We start from the raw sequence: 22,672 nt of genomic DNA, 5'->3' as shown, positions 1-22,672 counted from the left end.
CCAGAGGTCGAGACCGTCCTAGTCGCCGGGGAGCCCTTCGCCGAGGCGGCCGGCCGGGCCGAGGCCCAGACCGGTTACAAGGTCGCCCTGCTCACCGGCACGATCCCGTACGTGTTCGAACCCGCCCGTCAGGACGGGGCGTTTGGGAAGGATCCCGTCGCCTGAGGAGCGGCCCGTCAGGCGGCGGCGCAGCCAGGGGGTGAGGTGTGTCGCCGCCCAGCGGAGATCGGCGAGCAACGCCGTTCTGCTCCGGGGCAGGTCGGCAGGGAGGGGGGCGGCGGTGCGGCCGAGAGTGGCCAGGACATGGTCGGCGACCCGGCGGTGGCCCAGCGGGTTGAGGTGCAGGCGATCCTCGCTCCACAGCTCGTGACCGTCGAACGCCCGGTCGCCGAACAGGTCGACCAGGTAGGTCCCGCGCCGCTCGGCCACCTCCGTGACCAGATCGTTCATCGCGATGATGCGGGGCCGCAGCACCCGGGGCAGTGGGAGTCGCACGCTCATGTCGGGAAACCGGAAGAGCACCACATCCGCACCCGACGCGCGCAGACGGCCGACCACCTGGTCGAAGCGGTCGTGCATCGCGGCCACGTCGAAGCCGCGCCGCAGCGCGTCGTTGCCACCCGCGGCGACACTGATGAGCGATGGGCTCATCGCGACCGCCGCCTCTACCTGCTCTGCGGCGACATCGTCGAACCTGCGCCCCCGAACGGCCAGGTTCGCGTAGCCGAAACCCGGCGAGCTGAGATCCGCTGCCACGAGATCCGCCCACCCGCGGAACGTGCCGTCGGGAAGCGGGTCGCCGACCCCTTCGGTGAAACTGTCGCCGAGCGCGACGAAGCTCGTCACGGGGTCCACTGCGGGTCACGTCCAAGATGGGCGGCCAACCGCTGATAGACCGATGCGCTGTCAGGGACCTCGACCAGGTGGCCGAACGCCTGCCCCGGTCCACGGCTCAGCGGCATTCGGAGCACCATCTCCAGCGCGGCCTCCGCCAGATCCGGGGCCAGGTCGCCGGGCCGGCCGAGAGCACGGGCTGCGTCCCAGCCGTGCACGACGCCATCGATGAAGTGCATGGAGACGGCGAACGCGCCGGGGAAGACACCGAACTCGCGCACCTCCACCTGCCGTTCGAGCATGCCCTCGGCGGCGAACGCCTCTGTCACCAGGTCGACGGACCGCTGGAAATCCTCGTGGGGATCCGCACCGAGCACGCCGCTGTCCCACACCGAACGGTCAGGGGGAGTGCCGCTCGCGGCGGCGGCGAAGCCGAGATTTTCGCAGACCTGGTGGCGGATCAGCCCGTGCAGGGTCCAGTCGGCGCACGGTGTGGGCCGCCTGAGATCCTCAGGAGTGACAGCGGCGACGACCTTCCCCAACGCGTCGCTCGCCCGCCGGTCGAGTTCGAGAATGTCCATGCGGCTCACCCTAGGAGCGGGAGCGGCCCTGCCTCAGTGCCAAAAACAGCCAAACTGATTGGGCCACTCTAGACTTGCCCTCGTGTACGTGAGCTTGGAAGGGCGCACCGACCTGGCCGGCCAGATCTACCAGCAGATCCGCACCGCCGTGCTCGACGGGCGGCTACGGCACGGTGAGCCGTTGCCCGCCACCCGCGAACTGGCCCGGGAGCTCGTAGTCTCGCGGAACACCGTGAGCGCCGCTTACGACCGGTTGGCCGCCGAGGGCTTCGTCGAAGGCCGGATCGGCGCCGGCACTTTCGTCTGCGCCGACGCCCTGCCGCCTCCGAGTCCCCGGATGGGCCACGGCCGGCTTCGGCCGCGCGCCGTCTGGCAGGGGATCTCCATACCGCGCGGCCTGGATTGGCGGCCCCGCTACGACTTCCGTCCCGGCCTGCCCGACGTCCGGATGTTCCCCTACGAGGCGTGGCGCCGGCTGGTCTCCCGGGAGCTGCGGAGCTCGGCCGTGGGCAGTGGCATGTACGGCGACCCGCTCGGCCACGCCGGGCTGCGCGCGGCCATCGCCAGGCACGTGGGCGTCTCCCGCGCCGTGCTCGCCGATCCCGGCGCCATCGTCGTCACCTCGGGCGCGCAGCAGGCGCTCGATCTGATCGGCCGGGTGCTGCTCGAACCCGGTGACCGGGTGGTCGTCGAGGATCCCGGCTACCCGCCGCCGAGGCGGCTGTTCGAGTCGATGGGCCTGCGGGTCACGTCGGTCCCCGTCGATGGCGAGGGACTGGTGGTGGACGCGCTGCCCGCCGACGCCCGTGCGGTCTACGTCACGCCCTCCCACCAGTTCCCGTTGGGTATGCCGATGTCGCTGGCTCGCCGGATGGCGCTGCTCGCCTGGGCAGAGGAGCGCGGGGCCGCCGTGATCGAGGACGACTACGACAGCGAGTTCAAGTACGGCGGGCGGCCCATCGAGCCGCTGCAGAATCTGGACAGGTCCGGCCGGGTGCTCTACGTCGGCTCGTTCTCCAAGGTCATGCTGCCGACGCTGCGGCTCGGCTTCCTCGTCGCGCCGCCCGCACTGCTGCCGGCCCTCAGCGCGGCCAAGTACGTCACCGACTGGCACACCTCGCTCCCCGGCCAGGCGGCACTGGCCGGCTTCATCGACGAGGGACTGCTGGCCCGGCACGTCCGCAGGATGCGAACCGAGTACGAGGCCCGTCATCGGCGTGTCGTCCAGCGCCTGGCCGGTCCGCTCGACCTGGTGACCTCCGCCGCCGGGCTGCACACCAGCGGCTTCCTGCCGACCGGCCACCGCGGCATCGCCCACCGCGCCCGCGACGCCGGGATCGGCCTGATGTCCCTGTCCGACTTCGCCGTACGCCCGACCCGTCCGGGCCTGGTCATCGGCTACGGCGCCATCCCGCTGGACCAGATCGACGACGGGCTCACCCGGCTCCTCTCGATCATGGACACCGAGGAGGCGCGAGTTCGCGCCGATACCCGCGGGTAGACATACGGTCGGCGTCGAACGGCCGCGCCGGGGTCATCGGCCGGCTGGGCGCCGTTGAAGAAGATCGTCGGAACCGCTCGGCCGGCGTCAGCCGGTCGCCGAGGGCGGGCTAGAAGGGCGTCTCTCCGGCAGGGTCGGAGTGCCGCCGCTGGGCCATGGCGGCCGCGAGCTTCACCCGGGCACCCTGGAGCCACTCCTCGCAGACCGCGGCCAGCTTCTCGCCGCGCTCCCAGAGCTCGATCGACTGTTCCAGGGTGAGTCCGCCCGCCTCAAGGCTGCGGACCACCTCGGTCAGCTCCTCGCGCGCCTGCTCGTACGACGGTCTCTTCTCATCGGCCACGCACCCCACCTTAGATCGTGATGCCCACCCGGTGACGCCGTGCCGTACCGGGACTCGCCACCGGCTCGCGAGGCCTCCCCGCGACGGCGTGCTCGGCAAAGCACCTCCCCGGTCGCTCCGCAGGGGAGTACGGCTGGAAGAATGCCCAGGTGAACGTTCGTGACGCGACCACCGGGGACATCCCCGAGCTGGTGCGCCTCCGTGAGATCCTGGCCGACCGGATGGCGAGGGACGGCAGCCTTCCCATCGAGGAGGAGTGGCAGCAGGCCTACGCGGAGAGCCTCGAAGAGCGGCTGGGCAGCCTCGACACCGCCGTCTACGTGGTGGACTCCCCGGAAAAGGGGCTGGCGGCCTGCGGGATCGGCCTCATCTTCGACCGTTTTCCCGGCCCCAGCCGTCCCGACGGCCGCTACGGCTACATCCAGGGCATGACCACCGACCCGCGCCACCGGCGCAGGGGGCACGGCCGGGCCATCATGGGGGCCCTCCTGGAGTGGTACCGCGACAGTGGGATCCGCAGGGTCGACCTGCACGCCACCTCGGACGCCGAGTCGCTCTACCGGCGGCTGGGGTTCGTCGACGACGGCTACCCCTCGCTCACCTGGCGGGATCACTCCTGACCCGCACCCGGTCGTCGGGGAAGCGCACGGTCAGCTCGTCGCCGGGGGAGACCTCGCTCGCCAGCCGTACGACATCGCCCGAGGGGCGCTGCACGATCGCGTAGCCGCGCTCCAGGGTGGCGGCCGGGGAGAGCGAGACCAGGCGGGCGCGCAGGTGCTCCAGCGAATCGCCCGCGCGGTCCAGGGAACCGGTGAGGGAACGTCGCGCCCGGTCCCTGAGCTGCTCGGCCTGCTCGGCCCTGCGCTCGATCTCACGCACCGGGTCGGCGAGGGAGGGGCGGGAGCGGGCCGCGGCCAGCCAGGCCGTCTCGCGGTCCAGCCAGCCGCCCACCACCCTGCGGCCCCGGTCCCTGAGCTGACGGATCAGCGTCATCTGCTCGCCGACGTCCGGCACCACCTTCTTCGCCGCGTCCGTGGGGGTGGACGCGCGCACGTCGGCGACCAGGTCGAGCAGCGGGTTGTCCTGCTCGTGGCCGATCGCGCTGACCACGGGCGTGCGGCAGGCCGCGACCGCCCGGACGAGCGCCTCGTCGGAGAAGGGCAGCAGGTCCTCCATCGACCCGCCGCCCCGCGCGACCACGATGACGTCGACCTCGGTGTCGGCGTCGAACGTGCGCAGCGCCTCGATGACCTCGCCGACCGCGTACGGCCCCTGCACGGCCACCGGCTCGACCTTGAACCGCACCGCCGGCCAGCGGCGCCGCGAGTTCTCCAGCACGTCGCGCTCGGCGGCCGAGTCCCGGCCGCAGATCAGGCCGACCGTGCCCGGCAGGAACGGCAGCCGCCGTTTCCTGTCGACGCCGAAGAGCCCCTCGGAGGCGAGCAACCGGCGCAACCGCTCCAGCCGCGCCAGCAGTTCGCCCACCCCGACCGGCCGCATCTCCAGCGCGGTGAACGCGAACGAGCCCTTGTTGACCCAGAAATCGGGCTTCAGGTGGGCCACGATCCTCGCGCCGTCGACCGGCCGGGGGACGGTCGCCTCGTAGACACCACGCGGGCAGGTGATCCGGGCCGACACGTTGGCCACCGGGTCACGCAACGTCAGGAACACCGTGCCGCCTCGGGCGGTCAGCTCGGTGATCTGCCCCTCGACCCAGACGGTGCCGAGCTTGCCGATCCAGCCGCCGACCATCTGCAACACCGTGCGAACCGGGAGGGGCTGCTCAGGGGTGGTGTTCGAGCTCATGGCCGGGAGCCTACGCGCCGGAGGCGACTATTCCGCGGCCTCCAGCTTGGCCAGGCGGTTCTCGTACATCCGTACGACGGCCTCGCGGCCTGCGGTGGCGCGCTCGTAGGCGAGCAACTCCCGGATCTGCTCGGACGTCCTGCCGCGCATCCGCGCCCGCAGCGACGCGACGGTCAGCCCCGCGTAGCCGGGCAGCGGCTCGGCCGCCTCGGGTGCCGCGACCCTGGTCTCGGTCACCTCGACCGCCGCGGCGTCGGTGCTCTCGGGCTTCGCGGTCTCGACCCGCTCGACCTCGGCCCGCACCGCCGCGGGCGTCTCGACGGGGGCGCCGCCCTCCGCCACCGGGGTCGCCGGGGCGGCGGCCTTGGTGGTCTTGCGTGCCCTGGTCGTCCTGGCCTTCGGGGCGGCCTTCGGGGCGGCCTTGGGGGCGGCGGCCTCGGACTCCACGGACTCCACGGACTCGGCGGCCTTGGCCTTGGCCCGGGTGGCCCTGGGCTTCTTCGCGGCGGGGGCCTCGGTGGCCGGGGTTTCGGTGGTCTTCGCCTCGGTGGCGGGGGTTTCGGCGGCCTCCGGTTCGACGGTGGCGGGGGTTTCGGTGGTCTTCGCCTCGGTGGCGGGGGTTTCGGCGGCCTCCGGTTCGACGGTGGCGGGGGTTTCGGCGGCCTCCGGTTCGGTGGCGGGGGTCTCCGCGGCCTCCGGTTCGACGGCGGCCGGAGTCTTGGCGGGGGCCGGGGTCCTGGCGGCCTCTGCCTCGGTGGTGGCCTGGGCCTCCGTGGTGGAGGGCTCCACGATGGGGGCCTCGGCGGGCTTGGGCTCGGCGGCCTTGGTCTCCGGGGCGGTGGCCGGTGCCTCGGTGGCGGCCGGGGTCTCGACGGCCTCGACGGCCTCGGTCCTGGCCTCGGTGGCGGAGGGCTCCGCCGCCTTGGGCTTGGCGGGGCTGAAGATGACCGGCTCGCGGGTGGTCCTGGCGCCGTTGCTCTCGGCGGTGGTCGCCTTGTCCGCGGCCTTCTCCGGGCGCGGCGCGAAGATGACGGGCGCGCGGCGGGCGGGCTTCTCCACCTGCTCCGCGGCCTTCTCACCGGTCTCCGCCGACTGGCCGTCGAGCGTCTCGCGGGACCCGTCGGGCTCTTCTCCCTGGCCGGAGGTACCCTTGATCTTGGACCGTACGCGGTCGCCGAGGAGCAGGGCCTGACCCACCCCGCTCAGCGCGGTCTGCAGCATGTGCAGCGGCAGGTCTTTTGCCTTCTGCGTGACATTACGGATCATGTCGGGGACTGACATATCGTCTCCCTGGGAGGTCTGTATCGAGAAAGGCTAGTGTGGCAAGACTGTGCCGCATGAGCTTGTGGGACGTATGGGCTGTCTCGCGGGCGTCTCCACGTAGCATAAGAGCATGACTTCCAAGACCTCCGCGACCCGACGCGTACTGGTGGCGAAGCCCCGCGGTTACTGCGCTGGGGTCGATCGCGCTGTTCAGGCCGTGGAGAAGGCGCTGGAGCAGTACGGTGCCCCGATCTACGTCCGTAAGCAGATCGTCCACAACACCCACGTGGTCAAGACGCTGGAGGCACGCGGAGCGATCTTCGTCGAGGAGACCGAGCAGGTGCCCGAGGGGGCCATCGTGGTCTTCTCCGCCCACGGCGTCTCTCCGGCGGTCCACCAGGAGGCCGCCCGGCGCAGCCTCAAGACGATCGACGCCACCTGCCCGCTGGTGACCAAGGTGCACAACGAGGCCAGGCGCTTCGCCTCCCAGGACTACGACATCCTCCTCATCGGCCACGAGGGTCACGAGGAGGTCGAGGGCACCGCGGGCGAGGCACCCGACCACATCCAGCTCGTCGACGGTCTGGAGTCGGTCGGCGCCGTGCGGGTCAAGGACCCCGAGCGGCTGGTCTGGCTGTCGCAGACCACGCTCTCCGTGGACGAGACGGTCGAGACGGTCTCCCGGCTCAAGGAGCGCTTCCCGAACCTGATCGACCCTCCGAGCGACGACATCTGCTACGCCACCCAGAACCGCCAGGTCGCCGTCAAGGAGATCGCGGCACAGGCGGAGCTGGTCATCGTGGTCGGCTCGGAGAACTCCTCCAACTCCAAGCGGCTGGTCGAGGTCGCCCTCGACCACGGGGCCGACGCCTCCTACCTCGTCGACGACGCCTCGCTCATCGAGGACGCCTGGCTCGACGGTGTCACCACGGTCGGCGTGACGAGCGGCGCCTCGGTGCCGGAGGAACTCGTCACCGAAGTCCTGGCCCGACTCGTCAGGCATGGCTTCGAGGACTTCGAAGAGGTCGAGTCCGTCCAGGAGAGCGTGCGCTTCGCGCTCCCGCACGAGCTGCGCAAGGACCTGCGCGCCACGGTCTGACCGCCCCGCTGTTCGAGGAGTTCCGCCGCCGCTACGGGCATGACGCCGTCCCCGACCCGTCACGGCCGGCCATGGCCGGCCGTGAGCTCTCGTGCCCGGCGGTTACGAGCCCTCGCGCGGTGTGCCGTACACCTTGGGCTCGAAGTATCCCTCGGGCTCGGGGGCGAAGGCGGCGTCGCCGCTCCTCGGCGCGGGAACGGAGGCCTTGCCGACCCTGAGCTCGTCGCGCAGCTCACGGACGCAGCGGGTCAGACCGCGGCGCCAGGCGACGACCAGCACCAGGAGCGAGCCGCCGAACAGCCACGGGGCGCCCTGCGAGAGCGCGGTGTACATGCCCAGACCGAAGGCCTGGATGGGCGTGGACGCGAACAGGGAACGGACCGCCTCGATGAGCACGGTGGTCACGAAGAAGACCAGGGGTGGAGAGACCACCAGCGACAGCAGGTCCCTGCGGTTCACCAGCACCGCCGCGGCCACGCAGCCGGCCACGAACGCCGCCCCGGTCAGCGCCGCCACCCCGAACAGCGCCTGCAGCACGCTGCCCACCAGCGTGGACGCCAGCACGAGGGCCAGCGCGCCCCGGACGGTCAGCCGGATGCCGCCGGCGGCCCGGCCAAGTTCACTCATACGATCACCCCGCCGGCCGGCTGTACGCCGCCTCGCTCGTCCATCACTCGCCCCCATGACCTCGGCCCCACGTCGTCAACCCCGTCGCCTCCAGTGTCCGGCCGTCGGCGCCTTGGGAGAACAGTTTCAGGGCAGGTCGTTGGCCAACCTACCGTTCAGGCGGGATACGAGAGGCGAGCTTGGCTCCTCTTCCGCGAGCAGTTCCGGCGAGGTCAGCGCGCGTGGCAGGTCCTCGACCGCCTGCGGCCTGTCCAGATCGGTCTCGACCAGTCCCAGATCGTTGAGTTTGCGCGCGCTCACCAGCACCCGGGTCTCCAGCGAGCCGACGGTCCTGTTGTACGACTCCACGGCCCGGTTCAGCGAGCGGCCCAGAGCGTCGACGTTACGCCCCATGCTGCTCAGCCGCTCGTACAGCTCCTTGCCGACCTCGAAGATCGCCCGCGCGTTCTCGCTGAGCGCGGCCTGCTGCCAGGCGTACTGCGCGGTGCGGAGCATGGTGATCAGTGTGGTGGGGGTGGCGATGTGGACCCGCCGCCGCATGGCGTACTCCAGCAGGGCGGGGTCGCGCTCCAGCGCCGGGGCGAGGAACGCCTCGCCGGGGATGAACAGCACCATGAACTCCGGTGCCGGGCTGAACGCCTGCCAGTAGGTCTTGGAAGCCAGCCGGTCCACGTGCTCGCGCACGTGACGGGAGTGGGAGTCGAGCCGGGCCGACCGGTGGCCGGGGTCGTTCGACTCGGCGGCCTCCAGGTAGGCGGCGAGGGAGACCTTGGAGTCGACCACGATGTTCTTGCCGCCGGCCAGCCGTACCACCATGTCGGGCCGTAGCACGCCGTCCGGCGTGGTGACGCTCACCTGCTCGTCGAAGTCGCAGAACCGCTGCATCCCGGCGATCTCGGCGACCCTGCGGAGCTGGAGCTCTCCCCACCGGCCCCGGGCCTCGGGGCGTTGCAGGGCCCGCACCAGGGAGCTCGTCTGGGCACGGAGCTGCTCGTTGCTCTCGCGGACGACGTCGATGTGCTTGGCCAGCTCCGCGTGGGCGGCCCGCTGGCCCGTCTGCGTGTCGCGCAGCTGCGTCTCGACGCGGGCCAGGGTGTCCTTCAACGGCTCGATCAGGTGCTCGACCGCCTGCTTGCGCTGCTCCAGCTCACCGGCCGCCTCGGCCCGGTTGGCGGCCAGTCTCGTCTCGGCCAGCTCCAGGAACCGCAGGTTGTTGACGTCGAGCGCCCGGCTCGACAGGGCCTGGAACCGCTCGGAGAGCTGCTCCTCGATGTAGACGACCTTCTCCTCGGCGATCTTCGCGCGGGCCTCGGCGTCGGCCAGACGCGCGATGACGTCGGCGGCTCCCGAGGAGGCGCGCGCCCGGCCCAGCAGGAAGCCGATCGCGAGCCCCGCGGCGAGGCCCACCGCGAGCTGGAAGGAGAGCGCCATGACGTCCACCCCGGCATGATTCCAGGCCCGGTCACTCCTGGCTCGCCGACACGCCTTCCGAAGGCGCCCGGGGCCGGAAGGGGAGCTGCGGAATCGTGTCCGAACCTGGCCGAACCGGGGAGAGTCACCTGGACGGCTCCGGTCGGTGCCGAACCATCGGCGGCGGGCGCCCGAACGGGATGTCCACCACCCTGTGACCTGCCCGTGGCGGGTAGCAGTGGGTGATTCCGCGTAAACTCGGCTCACGTGAGCCTGAGCATCGGCATCGTCGGATTGCCCAACGTCGGCAAGTCAACGCTTTTCAACGCGCTGACGAAGACCGCCAACGCCCTGGCGGCGAACTACCCGTTCGCCACCATCGAGCCCAACGTGGGCATCGTCGGCGTTCCCGACCCGCGTCTTGAGAAGCTGGCCGAGATCTTCGGGTCCGCGAAGATCCTGCCGGCGAAGGTGGAGTTCGTGGACATCGCCGGGCTGGTCCGCGGCGCCTCGGAGGGGCAGGGGCGGGGCAACCAGTTCCTCGCCAACATCCGCGACACCGATGCGATCTGCCAGGTCATCCGGGTCTTCAACGACCCCGACGTGACCCATGTGGACGGCGGCGTCGCCCCCGGGCGCGACATCGAGACGATCAACACCGAGCTGATCCTCGCCGACCTGCAGACCCTGGAGAAGGCGATTCCCCGCCTCCAGAAGGAGTCTCGGACCAACAAGGACCGCAAGTCCGCGCTGGACGCGGCGGAGGCGGCCTTCAAGCTCCTCGACGGCGGCACCACCCTGTACGCCGGGGCCTCCGGGGCCGGGATCGACCCGAAGGACCTGCGCGAGCTGCACCTGCTGACCGCCAAGCCCTTCCTGTACGTCTTCAACCTCGACGCGGACGAGCTGGTGGACGAGGAACTCAGGGCCCGGCTCTCGGCGCTCGTCGCACCGGCCGAGGCCGTCTTCCTGGACGCGAAGATCGAGTCCGAGCTCGTCGAGCTCGACGACTCCGAGGCGCTGGAGCTCCTGCAGTCCGTCGGCCAGGAGGAGTCGGGCCTGGCCCAGCTGGCCAGGGTGGGCTTCGAGACCCTGGGCCTGCAGACCTACCTGACCGCCGGCCCCAAGGAGACCAGGGCCTGGACGATCTCCAAGGGCGCCACCGCCCCTGAGGCGGCCGGGGTCATCCACACCGACTTCCAGCGCGGCTTCATCAAGGCCGAGATCGTCTCCTTCGACGAGCTGGTGGAGACCGGCTCCATCGCCGCCGCCCGCCAGGCCGGCAAGGCCCGGATCGAGGGCAAGGACTACGTCATGCGCGACGGCGACGTGGTGGAGTTCCGCTTCAACGTCTGATCGATCACCCAGAAGGCCCGCGCTCGCCCGATCGAGCGGGGGCCTTCTCCTGTCCTACCAGGTTCGTACCGACTGCTCGGCCGGGAGCGGCCGCGACGCGTTCGCGCGGTCGTCCGCCGGTGATCGTCCCGATGCCCCACCAGGCCCGGTCGACGACCTCCTCGGCCTGCGGCCCGGCCACATCGGACGCCGTGCCGGTGGGCGCCCTCGCGGCCCGATCGTTGTTCGGACTGGGAAACGGGTCCATTCCGTGGGGTTGTGACACTGGGTGACGTATTTCGTGTTAAATGCGCAGGTCGCGACAGTCCGGGGACCGTCCAGTTAGCAATGCGTGGCGTTTGAGTAATCGACCCATGCGCTGGCCAGGGGTAATGCGCTTTTCATTGGGCATCGGCGGCATCGCCGGTCTCGCCGGGGTTCCAGACCGGGTTTGCTCAGTCATCACGATGCCTGCAGCATAGGCGTGGCTTTCCTGGAAGAATCGGCGGGGCGGCTAGAGTAAGTGCGTCACCATGGCCAACGGGATCGGCGGCGATACGACACCGTGCGGCCGAGGATTGACGCGAGCGGAGGCGTGATGGCTCGAAGGTCGACGGTCCAGCGTGATCCCCGGATCGCTGGCGACCCTGAGCTGTCGGCATACCCGGACTTCCCCGACGACCCCGATCTCGGACGCGCCCCGGCGCGCGGGCGGGGCGCGTCGCGTGGCCGCTGGTCCGGTGGAGGCGGTCGCTGGCTGGTGTGGACCGGCCGCGCCGTGCTCTGGGCGCTGATAGTCGTCATCGTGGTGAACGGGGTCCGCGCGCCCTTCGAGCGCTTCACCCAGCAGAACGCCCCCTCGGGCGCGGCACCCGTCTCCGACAACGGGTTCCCCGCCGCCCAGGGGTCCGCCTTCGCGACCCAGTTCGCCGAGGTCTACCTGAACTTCGACGGGGCCCGTCTTGAGGAGAGAGGGTCGCGGCTCGCCCCCTACCTGCCCGAGGGCACGGAGCCGCAGTTCGGCTGGGACGGTTTCGGCCGGATGAGCGCCGGCGCGGTGGAACCGTACGGGATCGAGGTCGTCGACGCGGACAACGCGGTCGTCACCGTCCTCTACCAGTCGGACAACCGCCGCCAGCTCCTGTCGGTGCCCGTCTACCACGACCGGTCCACGAAGAGGTTCGTCGTCGCGGGGCGTCCGGGCATCCTGCCGGCGCCGAAGGCGGCCAACCTGCCGCCCAAGGCCGCACCCGAGCGTGACCGCGCCGCGGAGCAGGAGCTGCGCACCCCGCTGGAAGACTTCTTCAAGGCCTACGCGGCGAGCGACACCGCCTCGCTGCAGCGCTACGCCGACGCCGGGATCACCCTGGAGGGATTCGGTGGCGCGTTCACCTTCCTGCAGCTCAAAGAGCTCGCCGTGCCCCTTGGCGGGGGAGCCGGCCGCGAGGTGACCGCGACGGTCCTGTGGGGTGTGCCGTCAAAGGCGAGGCAGTCCACCGACCCGGAACCCGCGGATCCCGGCCAGATGGAAGGCAAGCTCGAGCAGGCCTATCTGCTCACCGTGGTCAAGCAAGGCGACAAGTGGTTCGTCAAGGACATTCGCGGTGCGTATCGATCTGTGGCGAGGTAACGCATGATCGAATGGTGTCGGTCCACGGTGAGCAGACCCCCCCTGATCGATGAGCCGCCGGTTCGGGTTCGCGCGCGAGTGCGTCGCGGGCCCGTCGCCGCCCGGGGGCCGCGATCGTGAGTACGGAGGACAAGAAGTGATTCTCAAGACCATGCTGCTGAGCGCCCTGGAGTTCGCTCAGCCCACCGCCCCTCCGGCAGGCGTCAACACAGAAGGCCTCGCTGACTTCCTCCGCAGTTTCTTCGCACCGCTCTTCCTCGTCATCGTCTCGGTGGTGGCCCTCTTCTTCCTCTTCACCCGTGAGATCACCAGATTCGTTCAGTTCATCATCCTGGCGATCGCCATCGGAGTGATCTTCTACGTGCCGAACATCATCGAGGTGACTGCCAAGGCGATCGCGGGCGCACTGGGCATCTCGGGGGGTTGAGACCGCCTCCAAACGGTCAAACAAGGAGAGGCGGAGAGGAGGATCACGTGGATCTGCCCACGTACACCAATATCTGGAGGATTGAGAAGCGGCTCTACAAGCTGTACGACCTACGGCTGCCGACGCCGCTCCCGATCGTCTGGATCGGTGGGTTCGTGGGAGTGCTGGCTCCGTGGTCGCTCCTGCTCTACCTGCTCGGCCTGCCCTTCGCGGCCCCCTGGCACGTGATCTACCTGGTGCCGCCCGGTGTCGTCACCTGGCTCTCCACCCGGCCGGTGATCGAGAGCAAGCGGCTCACCGAGCTGCTCCAGTCGCAGATGCGTTACATGGGCGAGCCGCGCACCTGGTGCCGGATGGCCCCCATCTCCGAGCCCGCCGAGGTCGCGCTGAACGGCCGGATCTGGCGGGCCGCGCCGCAGCCCGCCTCGGTCCGGGTCAAGGCGTCGCGCAAGGCCCGCCACGCCCAGTCCAAGCGCGCCGCCGCACGCTCGCGCGAGGTGCGTCCGGCCGTGGCCGCCGCGGCGGTCGCCGCCGCCACCGCCCCGGTCGCCCGCGAGCGCATCGCCTGGGGCGAGACCCGCGCACTCCGGCAGGGCACCGCCCCGGCCCTCGCCCAGACCGAGGCCGCCCGGCCGACCCCGGTCGCCGTCCCCGTCCTGTCCGCGGTGCCCCGCGCCTCGCTGCCCGCCGTGCCCCCGGAGCCGGCTCCCGCCGAGACCGTCACCTCCCTGCCGGATACGCCGATCGCCGACGGCTCCGCCGGCCGGCCCAAGGCCCGGCAGGACCGTCCTCCCGTACGGGAGGACGCCGAGGACACTCCGGCGACGCCCGGCACGCCCGGCACGCCCGGCACGCCCGGCACGCCCGACACGCCCGACACGCCGGAGGCTCCGGCCGCTCCGATCAGCACCGAGGCGCTGCGCAGGCTGCGCAGGCTCGCCGCCTCCGCCGAGGCCCAGCGCGCCGCCGCCCCGCCCGCGCAGCCCGCCTCTCCCGAGCCCGAGGCGTCACCGGAGATCTCCGTGCCCGCCTCGCGCTCTCCCGTCCGGGAGCGTCCCGAGGTCCCGGCCGTGCCGCCGCCCTCGCCCTCGGCTCCGGAGCCGGCCCGGGCGGAGACACCCGCCAAGGGCCGTACGGTGCCCGCCGAGAGGCCGGCCGTCGTGCCCGACCCCGTGGAGAAGCCCTCCGCCCCGTCTGTTCCGTCCTTCGTGCCCAGGTTCGTCGGACCGGCGCCGGCAGGACGTCGTGACGCTGAGGCGGCCGAACTCCCGCCGGACGACAGGAGCGCCCGGCGCCAGCACCGCAGGGGGCGGCCCACGCCGATCGGCCGGGCGGCCGACACCTCGAAGGCATGGCCGCCCGAGCGGCCCGCCGGGACGCAGGCGGGTCCCGGGATCCCGGGGGACACCGGCGTCCAGGCAGGTGCCGGCATGTCGATCCGCGCGGTCCCCTCGGGGGCGGCGAAGGCCGATCCGGTGGCCCCGGTGGTGCCGGTGCCCACCTCCTCGACCGGCGAGGCGGGGGCCAGGGTCCGCCGGGTGGAGTCGGTGGTCGGCCGGGACTCCTCGGGCGGCTGGCGGCGGCTGGCCCAGGTGGTGATCGGGCCTGGCGGCGGCGGCCGTACGGACGGCTCGGAGATCGACGAGGCACGGGCCAGGGCGGTGTTCAGCGGCAGCCGCCGGGTGGTGGTGCTGGGATGCACCGGCGGTGCCGGGCAGACCACGACCGCGCTCATGCTCGGCCACACCCTCGCCCGCTACCGGGAGGACCGGATTCTCGCGGTCGACGCCGGCACCGGCTCGCACGCCCTGTCCGGCCGGATCCAGGGCGAGTCGCCCGAGACCCTGAGCTCCCTGCTCGCCGGCCTCGACAACGTCCAGGGGTATCTGGGCATGCGCGCCTACACCAGCCGTTGTGCCTCGGGGCTGGAGGTTCTCGCCGGGGACACCGACGCCGGTGCCGAGCAGCGCCTGTCCGACCGCACGCTCTTCTCCGACCGGCGGCTCGGCCAGACGATGGACACGCTCGACCGGTACTACAAGATGATCGTCATGGACCCGGCGGCGGCCCTGGCCGCGCGGGTGCTCCCCTACGCGGACCAGCTCGTCCTCGTCGTCCCGGCCAGTGAGGACGGGCCCGACGCGGTGGCCATGACCTACGAGTGGCTCGACGGGCACGGCTGCGCCGACCTCCGTCGCCGGGCGGTCATGGTCGTCAACGGGGTGAGCCGCCGCAGCATGGAGGACGTGGAGCAGGCGGAGGCGGTCGCGCGGGGCAGGTGCCGGGCGATCGTCAGGGTTCCCTGGGAGGACGCGCTGGCTCCCGGCAGGGCCGATCGGGTGGAACCGTCCCACCTGAGGGCGCCGGGCCGCCGGGCGTACCTGGCCCTGGCGGGTGTCGTGGTGGCGGGCTTCGGAACGGTGCAGGCGGGTCGACCCAGCGAGGAGGAACTAGCTCAGTGATCCCCCGGGCGCGAGAAGACGTGGTGAACGGGCGTGACGAGGTGCGGGTGAGCGGGCGGGCCGGAGGCCGTGCAGGCAGGGCCGTACGACCGGTTGGGGAGGGTCTGTGAGTCGTGCGTCCCGAGCGCGCAGCCGCCTCGCCGTCCGGTACTTCGACGACCGGATCCTGCTGACCGACTCGTCGGTCTGGGCCTATTTCAGGCTTCCCACCGTGAGCTACGAGTTCATCACTCCCGAGGAGCGGGAGGCGCTGGCCACCAATGTCACGATCGCGCTGGCCGCCATCCGGATGCCGGACGCCGAGGTGCACCTGCGGGTGGCGCACCGCACCTACCCGGCCGCCGAATGGGCGATGGCGCTGAACGCCACCTCCGACGAGGGCCCCGGCTGGCGTGACTACCTGGAGGACATGTACCGGCACGTCTGGGCCAAGGACTTCTGGACCAAGGAGGTCTACCTCGGCGTGCGGCTCGGCACGCGCGGCAGGCAACTGGGCACCGGGGTCCTCTCCCAGCTCTTCGGCTTCTATCAGCGCAGCGAGAAGGCCCTGGGCATCGAGGACGACCACGTCCCCAAGGCGGAGATCGCCAAGTGGTCCGAGCAGGCGGAGCGGCTGGGCAGGGCGCTGTCGGCCAGCGCCCTGTACGCCAGGCACGCCAGCTCCGTCGAGCTCGCCTGGCTGTTCCAGCACGCCACGACCGGCTCCCTCGGTGACCCTCCGGCCTCGGCCAGCCCCAAGCGGCGGTGGGGGCAGGGGGAGATCGAGTCCCTCGTCGAGGGGCAGATCCACAACGGCAGGGCGCTGCTCCGGATCGAGCAGCCGCACGGTGACTCCTACGTGGCGCACATGTCCTTCGCCCGTTTCCCCGACCTGATGCCCTTCCCCGACGGCGAGCCCTGGATGCACTTCGCCGACCAGCTGCCCTTCCCGGTGGAGATCAGTTCGAGGATGCGGCTGATCCCGCCGGTCAAGGCGAGCAAGGACGTGGCGCGCCAGCTCGCCCACGCCCGTGACATGGACATCCACATCCGCGAGGCCGGGGCGGAGGCACCGCTGGCCCTGGCCGAGCAGATCGACGCGGCCCGGATGCTGGAGCACGGCATCACCAAGGAGCGCCTGCCGTTCGTGTACGGCTGGCACCGGCTGATCGTGTCGGCCCCGACCGAGGAGATCTGCGTGCAGCGGGTCGAGGCGGTCGTGGAGCACTACCGCGACATGGGCATCGACATCGTCAACTCCACCGGCGACCAGTTCTCGCTGTTCTGCGAGACGCTGCCGGGCGAGCGGGTCAGGGTCAACGCCTACGCGCAGCGGCAGCCGCTGCGCACCATCGCGGGCGGCATGGCCACCGCCACCGTCGACCTGGGCGACCGGACGGACGAGGGCGGCTCGGGCTGGATGGGGCCGTACGTGGGGGAGACCCTGGGCCGGGCGCGCAGCATCGTGCACTTCGACCCGCTGGTGGCGGCGACGCGCAACCGGCCCACGGCCATCGCCATCACCGGCGAACCCGGCGGTGGCAAGACCACGCTGGCGCTGTTGATGATCTACCAGATGGCGCTGCGCGGGGTGACGGTCGCGGTCATCGACCCCAAGGGCGACGCCGACTCGCTGGTCCAGCTGCTACGGAAGCGGGGCAGGAAGGCACGGATCATCCCGCTCGGCTCCGCGGCACCGGGCCTGCTCGACCCGTTCTCCTTCGGTGACGACCTCGCGGCCAAGAAGACGATGGCCACCGAGACCCTGCGCCTGCTGCTGCCGCGTATGTCGGAGGAGCGCGAGTCGGCGATGATCCAGGCGGTCGCCGCGGTCTCCAACGCCGAGGACCCGTCGCTGGGCAAGGTGGTCGACTTCCTGGAGCAGACGGACGACGCCGCCTCCAAGAACCTGGGCGCGGTGCTCCGCTCCATGTCCGACATGCATCTGGCCAGGCTCTGCTTCGACCCCTCGGGCGGCGACCAGATCGACACCGAGGGCTGGACCACCGTCTTCACCCTGGGCGGTCTGACCCTGCCCGACGCCTCCACCGGCCGCGACGACTACTCCTACGAGCAGCGGCTGTCGGTGGCGCTGCTCTACCTCGTCGCGCAGTTCGCGCGGGGGCTGATGAACGGCCTGGACCGGCGGACCCCCAAGGCGATCTTCCTGGACGAGGCATGGGCGATCACCTCCACTCCCGAGGGCGCCAAGCTGGTGCCCGAGGTCAGCAGGATGGGCCGCTCCCGCAACACGGCGCTGGTGCTGGTCTCGCAGAACGCCGGTGACCTGCTGAGCGAGCAGGTGACGAACTGTCTCTCCTCGGTGTTCGCGTTCCGCTCCACCGAACGGGTCGAGGTGGAGCACGTGATGGCGCTGCTCGGCGTCGAGGCGTCCGAGGAGCACAAGGCGGTGCTGCGCTCGCTCGGTAACGGTGAGTGCGTCTTCCGGGATCTGGACGGCCGGGCAGGCCGTATCGGGGTGGACCTGATCTCGGATGAGCTGCTGCGCTGGCTGGATACGAACCCTACCCACGACAAACCCGACGAGAAAGTGCATGATCTTCCTGGGGGCGACAGAGTCGGTGGGCCGGGGGCTGCGGCGCTGGAGGTGCGGTCATGAAGGGCTCTCGCAAGAGGGGTTCCCGCAAGGGAAGACTGGGCAGGCGGATCGCCATCGGGCTGGTGGCACTGGCCGCGTTCCTCGCGCTGCCAATGGTGTTCCCCGACGACGCGTCCACGGCCGTCGCCGCCGCTCCCTGCGACATGTCGCCCGACCTGTCCCCGGACATCGTCGCGGGAGGCGTGGACGGCCTGATCAAGCCGCCGGTCCCCGACGCGGCGCAGCCGGGTGCCCAGGCGGCGGCCCCGGCGGTTCAGGGCAACTACGCGACCTACGGCATGAGCGGCCAGTTCTGGCACACCCACCAGCTCGGCTGCGACGACATCGCCGCGGTGATGGGCAACGCGATGGCCAACACGGTCTTCCTGTGGGCCAAGGCGCTGGACCGGCTGACCATCACGACCTACCAGGCGGCCGCCACCGAGGGGCCGCTGGAGTCGATCAAGAACGTCGTCGACGACATGGTGGTCCGCCTGGCCGACGCCATGTACTGGCCGTTCCTGCGGCCGCTGGTGATCCTGGGCGCCATCTGGCTGGCCTGGTACGGGCTGATCCGCAAGCGCGCGACCACCACCGCCGAGGGCGTCATCTGGATGGTCCTCGCGGTCACCGTGGCCGTCTGGTTCTTCAGCCGCCCCGGAGACCTCACCGGGCTGGGCAAGGTCGTCACCGACAAGACCGGCGAGGTGGTCAACTCCGCCTTCTCTGGACTGCCCGGCGCGGGTGGCACCTCCTGCCTGCCTGCCAAGGGCGACCTCAACCCGCAGCCCCAGGGCGGTGGATACGGGCAGAGCGGCGTGCCCGGAGTCGAGCAGAACTCCGACGCGCTCTGGTCCACCCTGGTCTGCAAGCCGTGGCTGATGGGCCAGTTCGGCACGGCCGACGCCGACGCCCCCGTCATCAAGGCGTTCGGCGCCAAGCTGCTGGAGATCCAGACGATCGACGCGGCCGAGATGAAGGCCCAGCAGGCGCCCGAAGCGGGCTCTCACCAGGCACGATACGAGACAGAGATCGCCGACAAGCTGCAGAACACGCCGATCTTCCCCCTTTTCCAGGGCAAGGACTGGACGAACCGGCTGGGGGTCGCGATCGGCGCCTTCATGGCCGCGGTGGTCGCGGGGCTGCTGATCTTCCTGGTGGCGGTCTCGCTGCTGGTGCTCAAGGTCGGGTTCCTGCTGCTGTTGATCCTCGCGCCGGTCTTCCTGCTGATCGGCGTCCATCCGGGATCCGGGCGGATCATCGCCATGCGCTGGGTGGAGATGCTGATCGGCACATTGCTCAGACAGGCGGTGCTGGCCCTCGTCCTGGGCGTGCTCGTGTACGGCTACGCGCTGATCATCTCCACCGCGATGCCGTGGGGCATGCAGGTCATGTTCATGGCGATCCTGACGATCGCGGTGTTCTTCTACCGGCGGCCCTTCCAGCACCTGTTCGCCTCCATGGACGGGCACACGCTCACCACCCGGATGCTCGGCGACGCGGCCACCGCGCCGACCCTGCAGCGGGCCGCGTCCGCGCTGCCGCCGGTCGCCGCGGCCAGGGTGGGCCGCTGGGGCATGCGCAAGGCGGAGCCGATGCTCCAGGCGGCCGCGATGGCCGGCGGAGCCTCCGTCGGCGCGGCGGCCGCCGCCACGGTCGCCCAGGGCAGGGGACGCGGCGAGGACGGCGCCACGCCGGCCACTCCGTCGGGCACCCGGGTCCCGGTCGGCGCGCAACCGGCGCCGCTCGACACCGACTCCCAGGCGGCGGGGCGGCGCAAGGGCACCGGCCGCCCGGTCACCGTGGCCCGCCCGGGCGCGGCGCCACCGCTCAACCTCTCTGGTGCCGGTACGGGCGGCGGCGCGCCCCCCACCAGGTCCGGAGGTTCCTCGGGACGCGGCTCCGGCGGCTGGTTCGGCGGCTCGTCGGGAGGCTGGGCGCCGCAAGGCGGCTCCTCGGGCAACGGGGCGTCCTCGGCGGGCAGGTCGTCCGGCCCCTCGGCGGTCAGGCCCGCCGCGCCGTCCTCGGGTGGCGGCGGCCGGTCGGGCGGCAGCATCTTCGGCGGCTCCTCGCGAGGCGGCTCCGGCTCGGGGTCGCGTAACGGCGGCTCCTCGGGGTCGAAGGGCTCGGGCGGTTCGAGGTCGGGCGAGAGCATCTTCGGCGGCTCGCGGAGTTCCTCCGGCGGTTCGCGGAACCGGGACGCCGGGGGCAGGTCGTCCGAGGCGCCACCGCTCTGGATCACCAGGCGAGCGGAGCGCGGTGGTGATGCCGGTGAGCCGCCACCGTTCTGGCTCCGCCCGTCCAACCCGGACAGGGACTGACGTTGACCGAGGGAGGCAACCGGCGGGGAGCCGTCTTCGCGGTGCTGGTCGCGGTGCTCGCGGCGGTCGGCGTCTATCTGACCATGTGGCCGGAGAGCGGCGGTGGGGTGGAGAACCCGGCAGAGCCCGCGGGTGCCACCCGTACCGTGGCATCGGGACAGGAGCCGGTCGTGGAGCCGACGCGCCCGGAGGCGACGGCCAGCAACGCGCCCTTCGACGTCTACTCCTACCTGCCGATGACCAAGCAGGAGCTGGCGGCCGCAGCCGACTACGCGCAGCGCTTCACCGCCGAGTACGGCACGTTCAGCTACGACGAGGACCCGGCGGTCTACGGCGACCGCCTCAAGGGTTATACCACGGCCGAGTTCTCCGGGGTGATGCTGCGCACGGTCACCTCGCCGGGCACCGTCGAGGCGAACAGGGCCGACGAGGTCGTCTCGGTCGGCGCGGCGCGGGTGAAGGAGATCCGGCAGATCAACAGCGCCTCGGTGGTGTTCGTGGTCGTCGGCACCCAGAACGTCACGGCCAAGAGCGGGGTGAACGAGAGGACCGCGGAGTACGCCGTCACGCTCATCCAAGTCGGTGCCGAATGGCGTGTCCACGACCTCCAGCCGGCGGATTCCGGCCAGGAGGGAGACGAACAGCCTTCCGAGACCGGCGCGGCCGGATGAACGGCGGAACCTCATGAGGGAGAACAGACACCTGCGCCTCGCGCTGGTCCTCGGAGTCGCCGGGCTCTGCATGATCACGCTGATCATGGCGCCGATGATGATGATCAGCGGTTTTCCCTCGTTCCCCTCCATCACCGGGCAGGCGCAACCCGACTGTGGGCAGAACGTCCAGACGGTGGGCGACGAGTCGGAGACCGCGACGTCCGACATCCCCGAGGAGTATCTGAAGCTCTATCGCGAGCACGGGCAGCAGGTCGGCGTGCAGTGGAACGTGCTCGCCGGGGTCGGCAAGCGCGAGACCGACCACGGCCGCTCCACGCTCCCCGGCGTGCGCAGCGGCGTCAACTACGCGGGCGCCGCCGGGCCGATGCAGTTTCTCATCAGCACCTGGGGAGGCAAGGCCAAGATCAAGATCCCGTCCACGTTCAACGGTTACGCCTCCGACGGCGACGGAGACGGCTGGGCCGACGTGTACAACCCGGCTGACGCCATCCTAGGCGCGGCGAAGATGCTGAAGCGGAACGGCGCGCCGGAGGACGTACGGCGTTCGCTGTTCGTCTACAACCGTGCCTGGTGGTACGTCGACCAGGTCATGGAGATCGCCAAGAAGTACGCCAAGGACGGCGAGGTCACCACCCCGCCCGAGGCGGACGACAGCTGCGACGAGCCCATGCTGGAGGCGGCGCCGACCGGCACGGTGGCCGGGATCCTGCAGTACGCGCTGGCCCAGCGCGGCAAGCCCTACATCTGGGGCGGCACCGGGCCCGCCGGCTACGACTGCTCGGGGATCATCTACATGGCCTACCGGAGCGTCGGCCTGACCATCCCGCGCACCACGTTCGTCCAGTGGCCGTTCGGCGTGAAGATCCCCGCGGGGCAGGAGCAGGCGGGGGATCTCGTCTTCTTCAACGCCGGTCCCGGCACCGGCCCGAACCGTCCGGGGCACGTGGGCATGGTGGTGTCGCCGGGCAAGATGATCGAGGCGAGATGCCGGCTGTGCGGGCCGATCAAGGTCACCACCTACCGGGAACGCACCAGCATCATGGGATTCACCCGCCCGCTGCAACACCCCCAGATCCTGGAGCAACTCAAGCTGAGGGAGCAGGGCTGACAGAATCGGGGGCGTCATGTTCGGAGCGGGACGGCCTGGCCTACCCGGCAGGTGAACCGCTTCCTGTTACGGTTCCTGTGTTCGAAGCGGTCAGGGCTTGACCATCGCCCAACTCGGCCGGGGGAAGCGAGAAGCCGCTTTCCTCGGGGAGCGGAGGAGCCACGGAAAAGGTCGTTGTGGGTGCCGCCATCGTCGACGGCCAGGGCAGGCTGCTCGCCGCCCAGCGCGCCGACCCTCCCGAGCTGGCCGGCGGCTGGGAGCTGCCGGGAGGCAAGGTCGACCCCGGCGAGGACGAGCACACGGCGCTGGTCAGGGAGTGCCAGGAGGAGCTCGGCGTACTGATCGAGGTGGGCGAGCGGGTCGGCGGCGACTGGGCGCTCGCCGGCGGCTACGTCCTGCGGGTCTGGTTCGCGGTGATCGCCGAGGGCAGGCCGGAGACCAGGGAGCACCTGGATCTGCGCTGGCTGGAGGTGGACGAGCTCTACGACGTGGCGTGGCTGCCCGCGGACCTGCCAATCGTGCGGGCGGTACAAGGTCGTCTCAACGATGGGCAAGGTCGGTTCAATAAGGATTGATCGACTCCGCACCGTGACATAACTGCTACTGGACGTGGCGATGTCACGTGTCCGTACCCGGGGAACGGAGATATGCGGTGACCGTATGGTGGCGTGGTACT

General features: G+C 71.1%; 20 protein-coding genes. 12 read left to right on the top strand and 8 right to left on the bottom strand.

What is annotated here, in order from left to right; all coding sequences use genetic code 11:
* Window positions 1–18: 18 nt before the first annotated feature.
* Window positions 19–846, bottom strand: coding sequence for an SGNH/GDSL hydrolase family protein (locus ACQP0P_RS41940; protein ID WP_433367005.1), 828 nt, complete (start codon window positions 844–846; stop codon window positions 19–21).
* Complete coding sequence (locus ACQP0P_RS41935; protein WP_433367002.1) at window positions 843–1,415, bottom strand: TIGR03086 family metal-binding protein; 573 nt, start codon at window positions 1,413–1,415, stop codon at window positions 843–845. The genes ACQP0P_RS41940 and ACQP0P_RS41935 overlap by 4 nt, the downstream gene beginning before the upstream one ends.
* Window positions 1,416–1,497: 82 nt before the next feature.
* On the opposite strand from ACQP0P_RS41935, the gene ACQP0P_RS41930 reads away from it, so the two are divergent.
* The gene (locus ACQP0P_RS41930) at window positions 1,498–2,916 is read left to right on the top strand and encodes a PLP-dependent aminotransferase family protein (protein ID WP_433366999.1); all 1,419 of its coding nucleotides are present in this window, start codon (window positions 1,498–1,500) and stop codon (window positions 2,914–2,916) included.
* Window positions 2,917–3,025: 109 nt separating this feature from the next.
* Here the strand turns inward: ACQP0P_RS41930 and ACQP0P_RS41925 are convergent, their stop codons facing one another.
* Window positions 3,026–3,256, bottom strand: coding sequence for an exodeoxyribonuclease VII small subunit (locus tag ACQP0P_RS41925; RefSeq protein ID WP_030910800.1), 231 nt, complete (start codon window positions 3,254–3,256; stop codon window positions 3,026–3,028).
* A 149-nt stretch (window positions 3,257–3,405) separates the two neighbouring features.
* Here ACQP0P_RS41925 and ACQP0P_RS41920 point away from each other — a divergent pair, with 149 nt between their 5' ends.
* Window positions 3,406–3,876 (top strand): GNAT family N-acetyltransferase, encoded by a 471-nt coding sequence (locus ACQP0P_RS41920; RefSeq protein WP_433366994.1) that lies wholly within the window; start codon window positions 3,406–3,408, stop codon window positions 3,874–3,876.
* On the opposite strand, the gene xseA is transcribed toward ACQP0P_RS41920, so the two are convergent.
* Window positions 3,854–5,062 carry an exodeoxyribonuclease VII large subunit gene (gene xseA / locus ACQP0P_RS41915; RefSeq protein WP_433366992.1) on the bottom strand — a complete coding sequence of 403 codons (1,209 nt, stop codon included), beginning with the start codon at window positions 5,060–5,062 and terminating at the stop codon, window positions 3,854–3,856. The two genes, ACQP0P_RS41920 and xseA, sit on opposite strands and share 23 nt — an antisense overlap.
* Before the next feature lie 27 nt (window positions 5,063–5,089).
* Complete coding sequence (locus ACQP0P_RS41910) at window positions 5,090–6,343, bottom strand: hypothetical protein (protein WP_433366989.1); 1,254 nt, start codon at window positions 6,341–6,343, stop codon at window positions 5,090–5,092.
* 112 nt (window positions 6,344–6,455) lie between these two features.
* Here ACQP0P_RS41910 and ACQP0P_RS41905 point away from each other — a divergent pair, with 112 nt between their 5' ends.
* Window positions 6,456–7,424, top strand: a complete 969-nt coding sequence (locus ACQP0P_RS41905; protein WP_433366986.1) for a 4-hydroxy-3-methylbut-2-enyl diphosphate reductase — start codon at window positions 6,456–6,458, stop codon at window positions 7,422–7,424.
* A 102-nt stretch (window positions 7,425–7,526) separates the two neighbouring features.
* Here the strand turns inward: ACQP0P_RS41905 and ACQP0P_RS41900 are convergent, their stop codons facing one another.
* Entirely contained in the window at window positions 7,527–8,051 is a 525-nt protein-coding gene (locus tag ACQP0P_RS41900; protein ID WP_433366983.1) for a DUF6542 domain-containing protein, read from the bottom strand.
* A 126-nt stretch (window positions 8,052–8,177) separates the two neighbouring features.
* On the bottom strand, window positions 8,178–9,482 hold the full coding sequence (locus tag ACQP0P_RS41895; protein ID WP_433382373.1) for a DNA recombination protein RmuC: 1,305 nt from the start codon (window positions 9,480–9,482) through the stop codon (window positions 8,178–8,180).
* Window positions 9,483–9,728: 246 nt separating this feature from the next.
* Here ACQP0P_RS41895 and ychF point away from each other — a divergent pair, with 246 nt between their 5' ends.
* Window positions 9,729–10,817, top strand: a complete 1,089-nt coding sequence (ychF, locus tag ACQP0P_RS41890; RefSeq protein ID WP_433366981.1) for a redox-regulated ATPase YchF — start codon at window positions 9,729–9,731, stop codon at window positions 10,815–10,817.
* Between the two features lie 4 nt (window positions 10,818–10,821).
* Here the strand turns inward: ychF and ACQP0P_RS41885 are convergent, their stop codons facing one another.
* On the bottom strand, window positions 10,822–11,064 hold the full coding sequence (locus ACQP0P_RS41885; protein WP_433366978.1) for a hypothetical protein: 243 nt from the start codon (window positions 11,062–11,064) through the stop codon (window positions 10,822–10,824).
* Between the two features lie 330 nt (window positions 11,065–11,394).
* Between ACQP0P_RS41885 and ACQP0P_RS41880 the strand changes: the two genes are divergently transcribed.
* From ACQP0P_RS41880 to ACQP0P_RS41845, 8 genes are all read left to right on the top strand, one after another.
* The gene (locus tag ACQP0P_RS41880; protein WP_433366975.1) at window positions 11,395–12,426 is read left to right on the top strand and encodes a conjugal transfer protein; all 1,032 of its coding nucleotides are present in this window, start codon (window positions 11,395–11,397) and stop codon (window positions 12,424–12,426) included.
* Between the two features lie 151 nt (window positions 12,427–12,577).
* Window positions 12,578–12,853 (top strand): hypothetical protein, encoded by a 276-nt coding sequence (locus ACQP0P_RS41875; RefSeq protein ID WP_433382370.1) that lies wholly within the window; start codon window positions 12,578–12,580, stop codon window positions 12,851–12,853.
* A gap of 47 nt (window positions 12,854–12,900) precedes the next feature.
* Window positions 12,901–15,315: a TcpE family conjugal transfer membrane protein gene (locus ACQP0P_RS41870; RefSeq protein ID WP_433366972.1), complete on the top strand. Its 2,415-nt coding sequence runs from the start codon at window positions 12,901–12,903 to the stop codon at window positions 15,313–15,315.
* A gap of 106 nt (window positions 15,316–15,421) precedes the next feature.
* Window positions 15,422–17,914: an ATP-binding protein gene (locus ACQP0P_RS41865; RefSeq protein WP_433366969.1), complete on the top strand. Its 2,493-nt coding sequence runs from the start codon at window positions 15,422–15,424 to the stop codon at window positions 17,912–17,914.
* A complete protein-coding gene (locus ACQP0P_RS41860) occupies window positions 17,911–20,214 on the top strand; it encodes a type IV secretion system protein (protein ID WP_433366966.1) in 2,304 nt (767 codons plus the stop codon). Before ACQP0P_RS41865 ends, ACQP0P_RS41860 begins: the two co-directional genes overlap by 4 nt.
* 2 nt (window positions 20,215–20,216) lie before the next feature.
* Complete coding sequence (locus ACQP0P_RS41855; RefSeq protein ID WP_433366963.1) at window positions 20,217–20,885, top strand: hypothetical protein; 669 nt, start codon at window positions 20,217–20,219, stop codon at window positions 20,883–20,885.
* A gap of 13 nt (window positions 20,886–20,898) precedes the next feature.
* A complete protein-coding gene (locus tag ACQP0P_RS41850; RefSeq protein ID WP_433366960.1) occupies window positions 20,899–21,996 on the top strand; it encodes a C40 family peptidase in 1,098 nt (365 codons plus the stop codon).
* Between the two features lie 176 nt (window positions 21,997–22,172).
* The gene (locus tag ACQP0P_RS41845; RefSeq protein WP_350921668.1) at window positions 22,173–22,571 is read left to right on the top strand and encodes a (deoxy)nucleoside triphosphate pyrophosphohydrolase; all 399 of its coding nucleotides are present in this window, start codon (window positions 22,173–22,175) and stop codon (window positions 22,569–22,571) included.
* Window positions 22,572–22,672: the final 101 nt, after the last annotated feature.

Origin of the sequence: Streptosporangium sp. CA-115845 (assembly GCF_050943795.1) — a bacterium.
GTDB lineage: Bacteria > Actinomycetota > Actinomycetes > Streptosporangiales > Streptosporangiaceae > Streptosporangium.
Note: the sequence above shows the minus strand (reverse complement) of the source record. Positions and strands in the feature narration are given on the sequence as shown.

Coding starts and splice junctions, on each gene's coding strand:
- ACQP0P_RS41935 (WP_433367002.1), bottom strand. CDS start 1,415: ATGGACATTCTCGAACTCGACCGGCGGGCGAGCGACGCGTTGGGGAAG.
- xseA (WP_433366992.1), bottom strand. CDS start 5,062: ATGAGCTCGAACACCACCCCTGAGCAGCCCCTCCCGGTTCGCACGGTG.
- ACQP0P_RS41910 (WP_433366989.1), bottom strand. CDS start 6,343: ATGTCAGTCCCCGACATGATCCGTAATGTCACGCAGAAGGCAAAAGAC.
- ACQP0P_RS41905 (WP_433366986.1), top strand. CDS start 6,456: ATGACTTCCAAGACCTCCGCGACCCGACGCGTACTGGTGGCGAAGCCC.
- ACQP0P_RS41900 (WP_433366983.1), bottom strand. CDS start 8,051: ATGAGTGAACTTGGCCGGGCCGCCGGCGGCATCCGGCTGACCGTCCGG.
- ACQP0P_RS41895 (WP_433382373.1), bottom strand. CDS start 9,482: ATGGCGCTCTCCTTCCAGCTCGCGGTGGGCCTCGCCGCGGGGCTCGCG.
- ACQP0P_RS41885 (WP_433366978.1), bottom strand. CDS start 11,064: ATGGACCCGTTTCCCAGTCCGAACAACGATCGGGCCGCGAGGGCGCCC.
- ACQP0P_RS41880 (WP_433366975.1), top strand. CDS start 11,395: ATGGCTCGAAGGTCGACGGTCCAGCGTGATCCCCGGATCGCTGGCGAC.
- ACQP0P_RS41875 (WP_433382370.1), top strand. CDS start 12,578: ATGCTGCTGAGCGCCCTGGAGTTCGCTCAGCCCACCGCCCCTCCGGCA.
- ACQP0P_RS41860 (WP_433366966.1), top strand. CDS start 17,911: ATGAAGGGCTCTCGCAAGAGGGGTTCCCGCAAGGGAAGACTGGGCAGG.
- ACQP0P_RS41850 (WP_433366960.1), top strand. CDS start 20,899: ATGAGGGAGAACAGACACCTGCGCCTCGCGCTGGTCCTCGGAGTCGCC.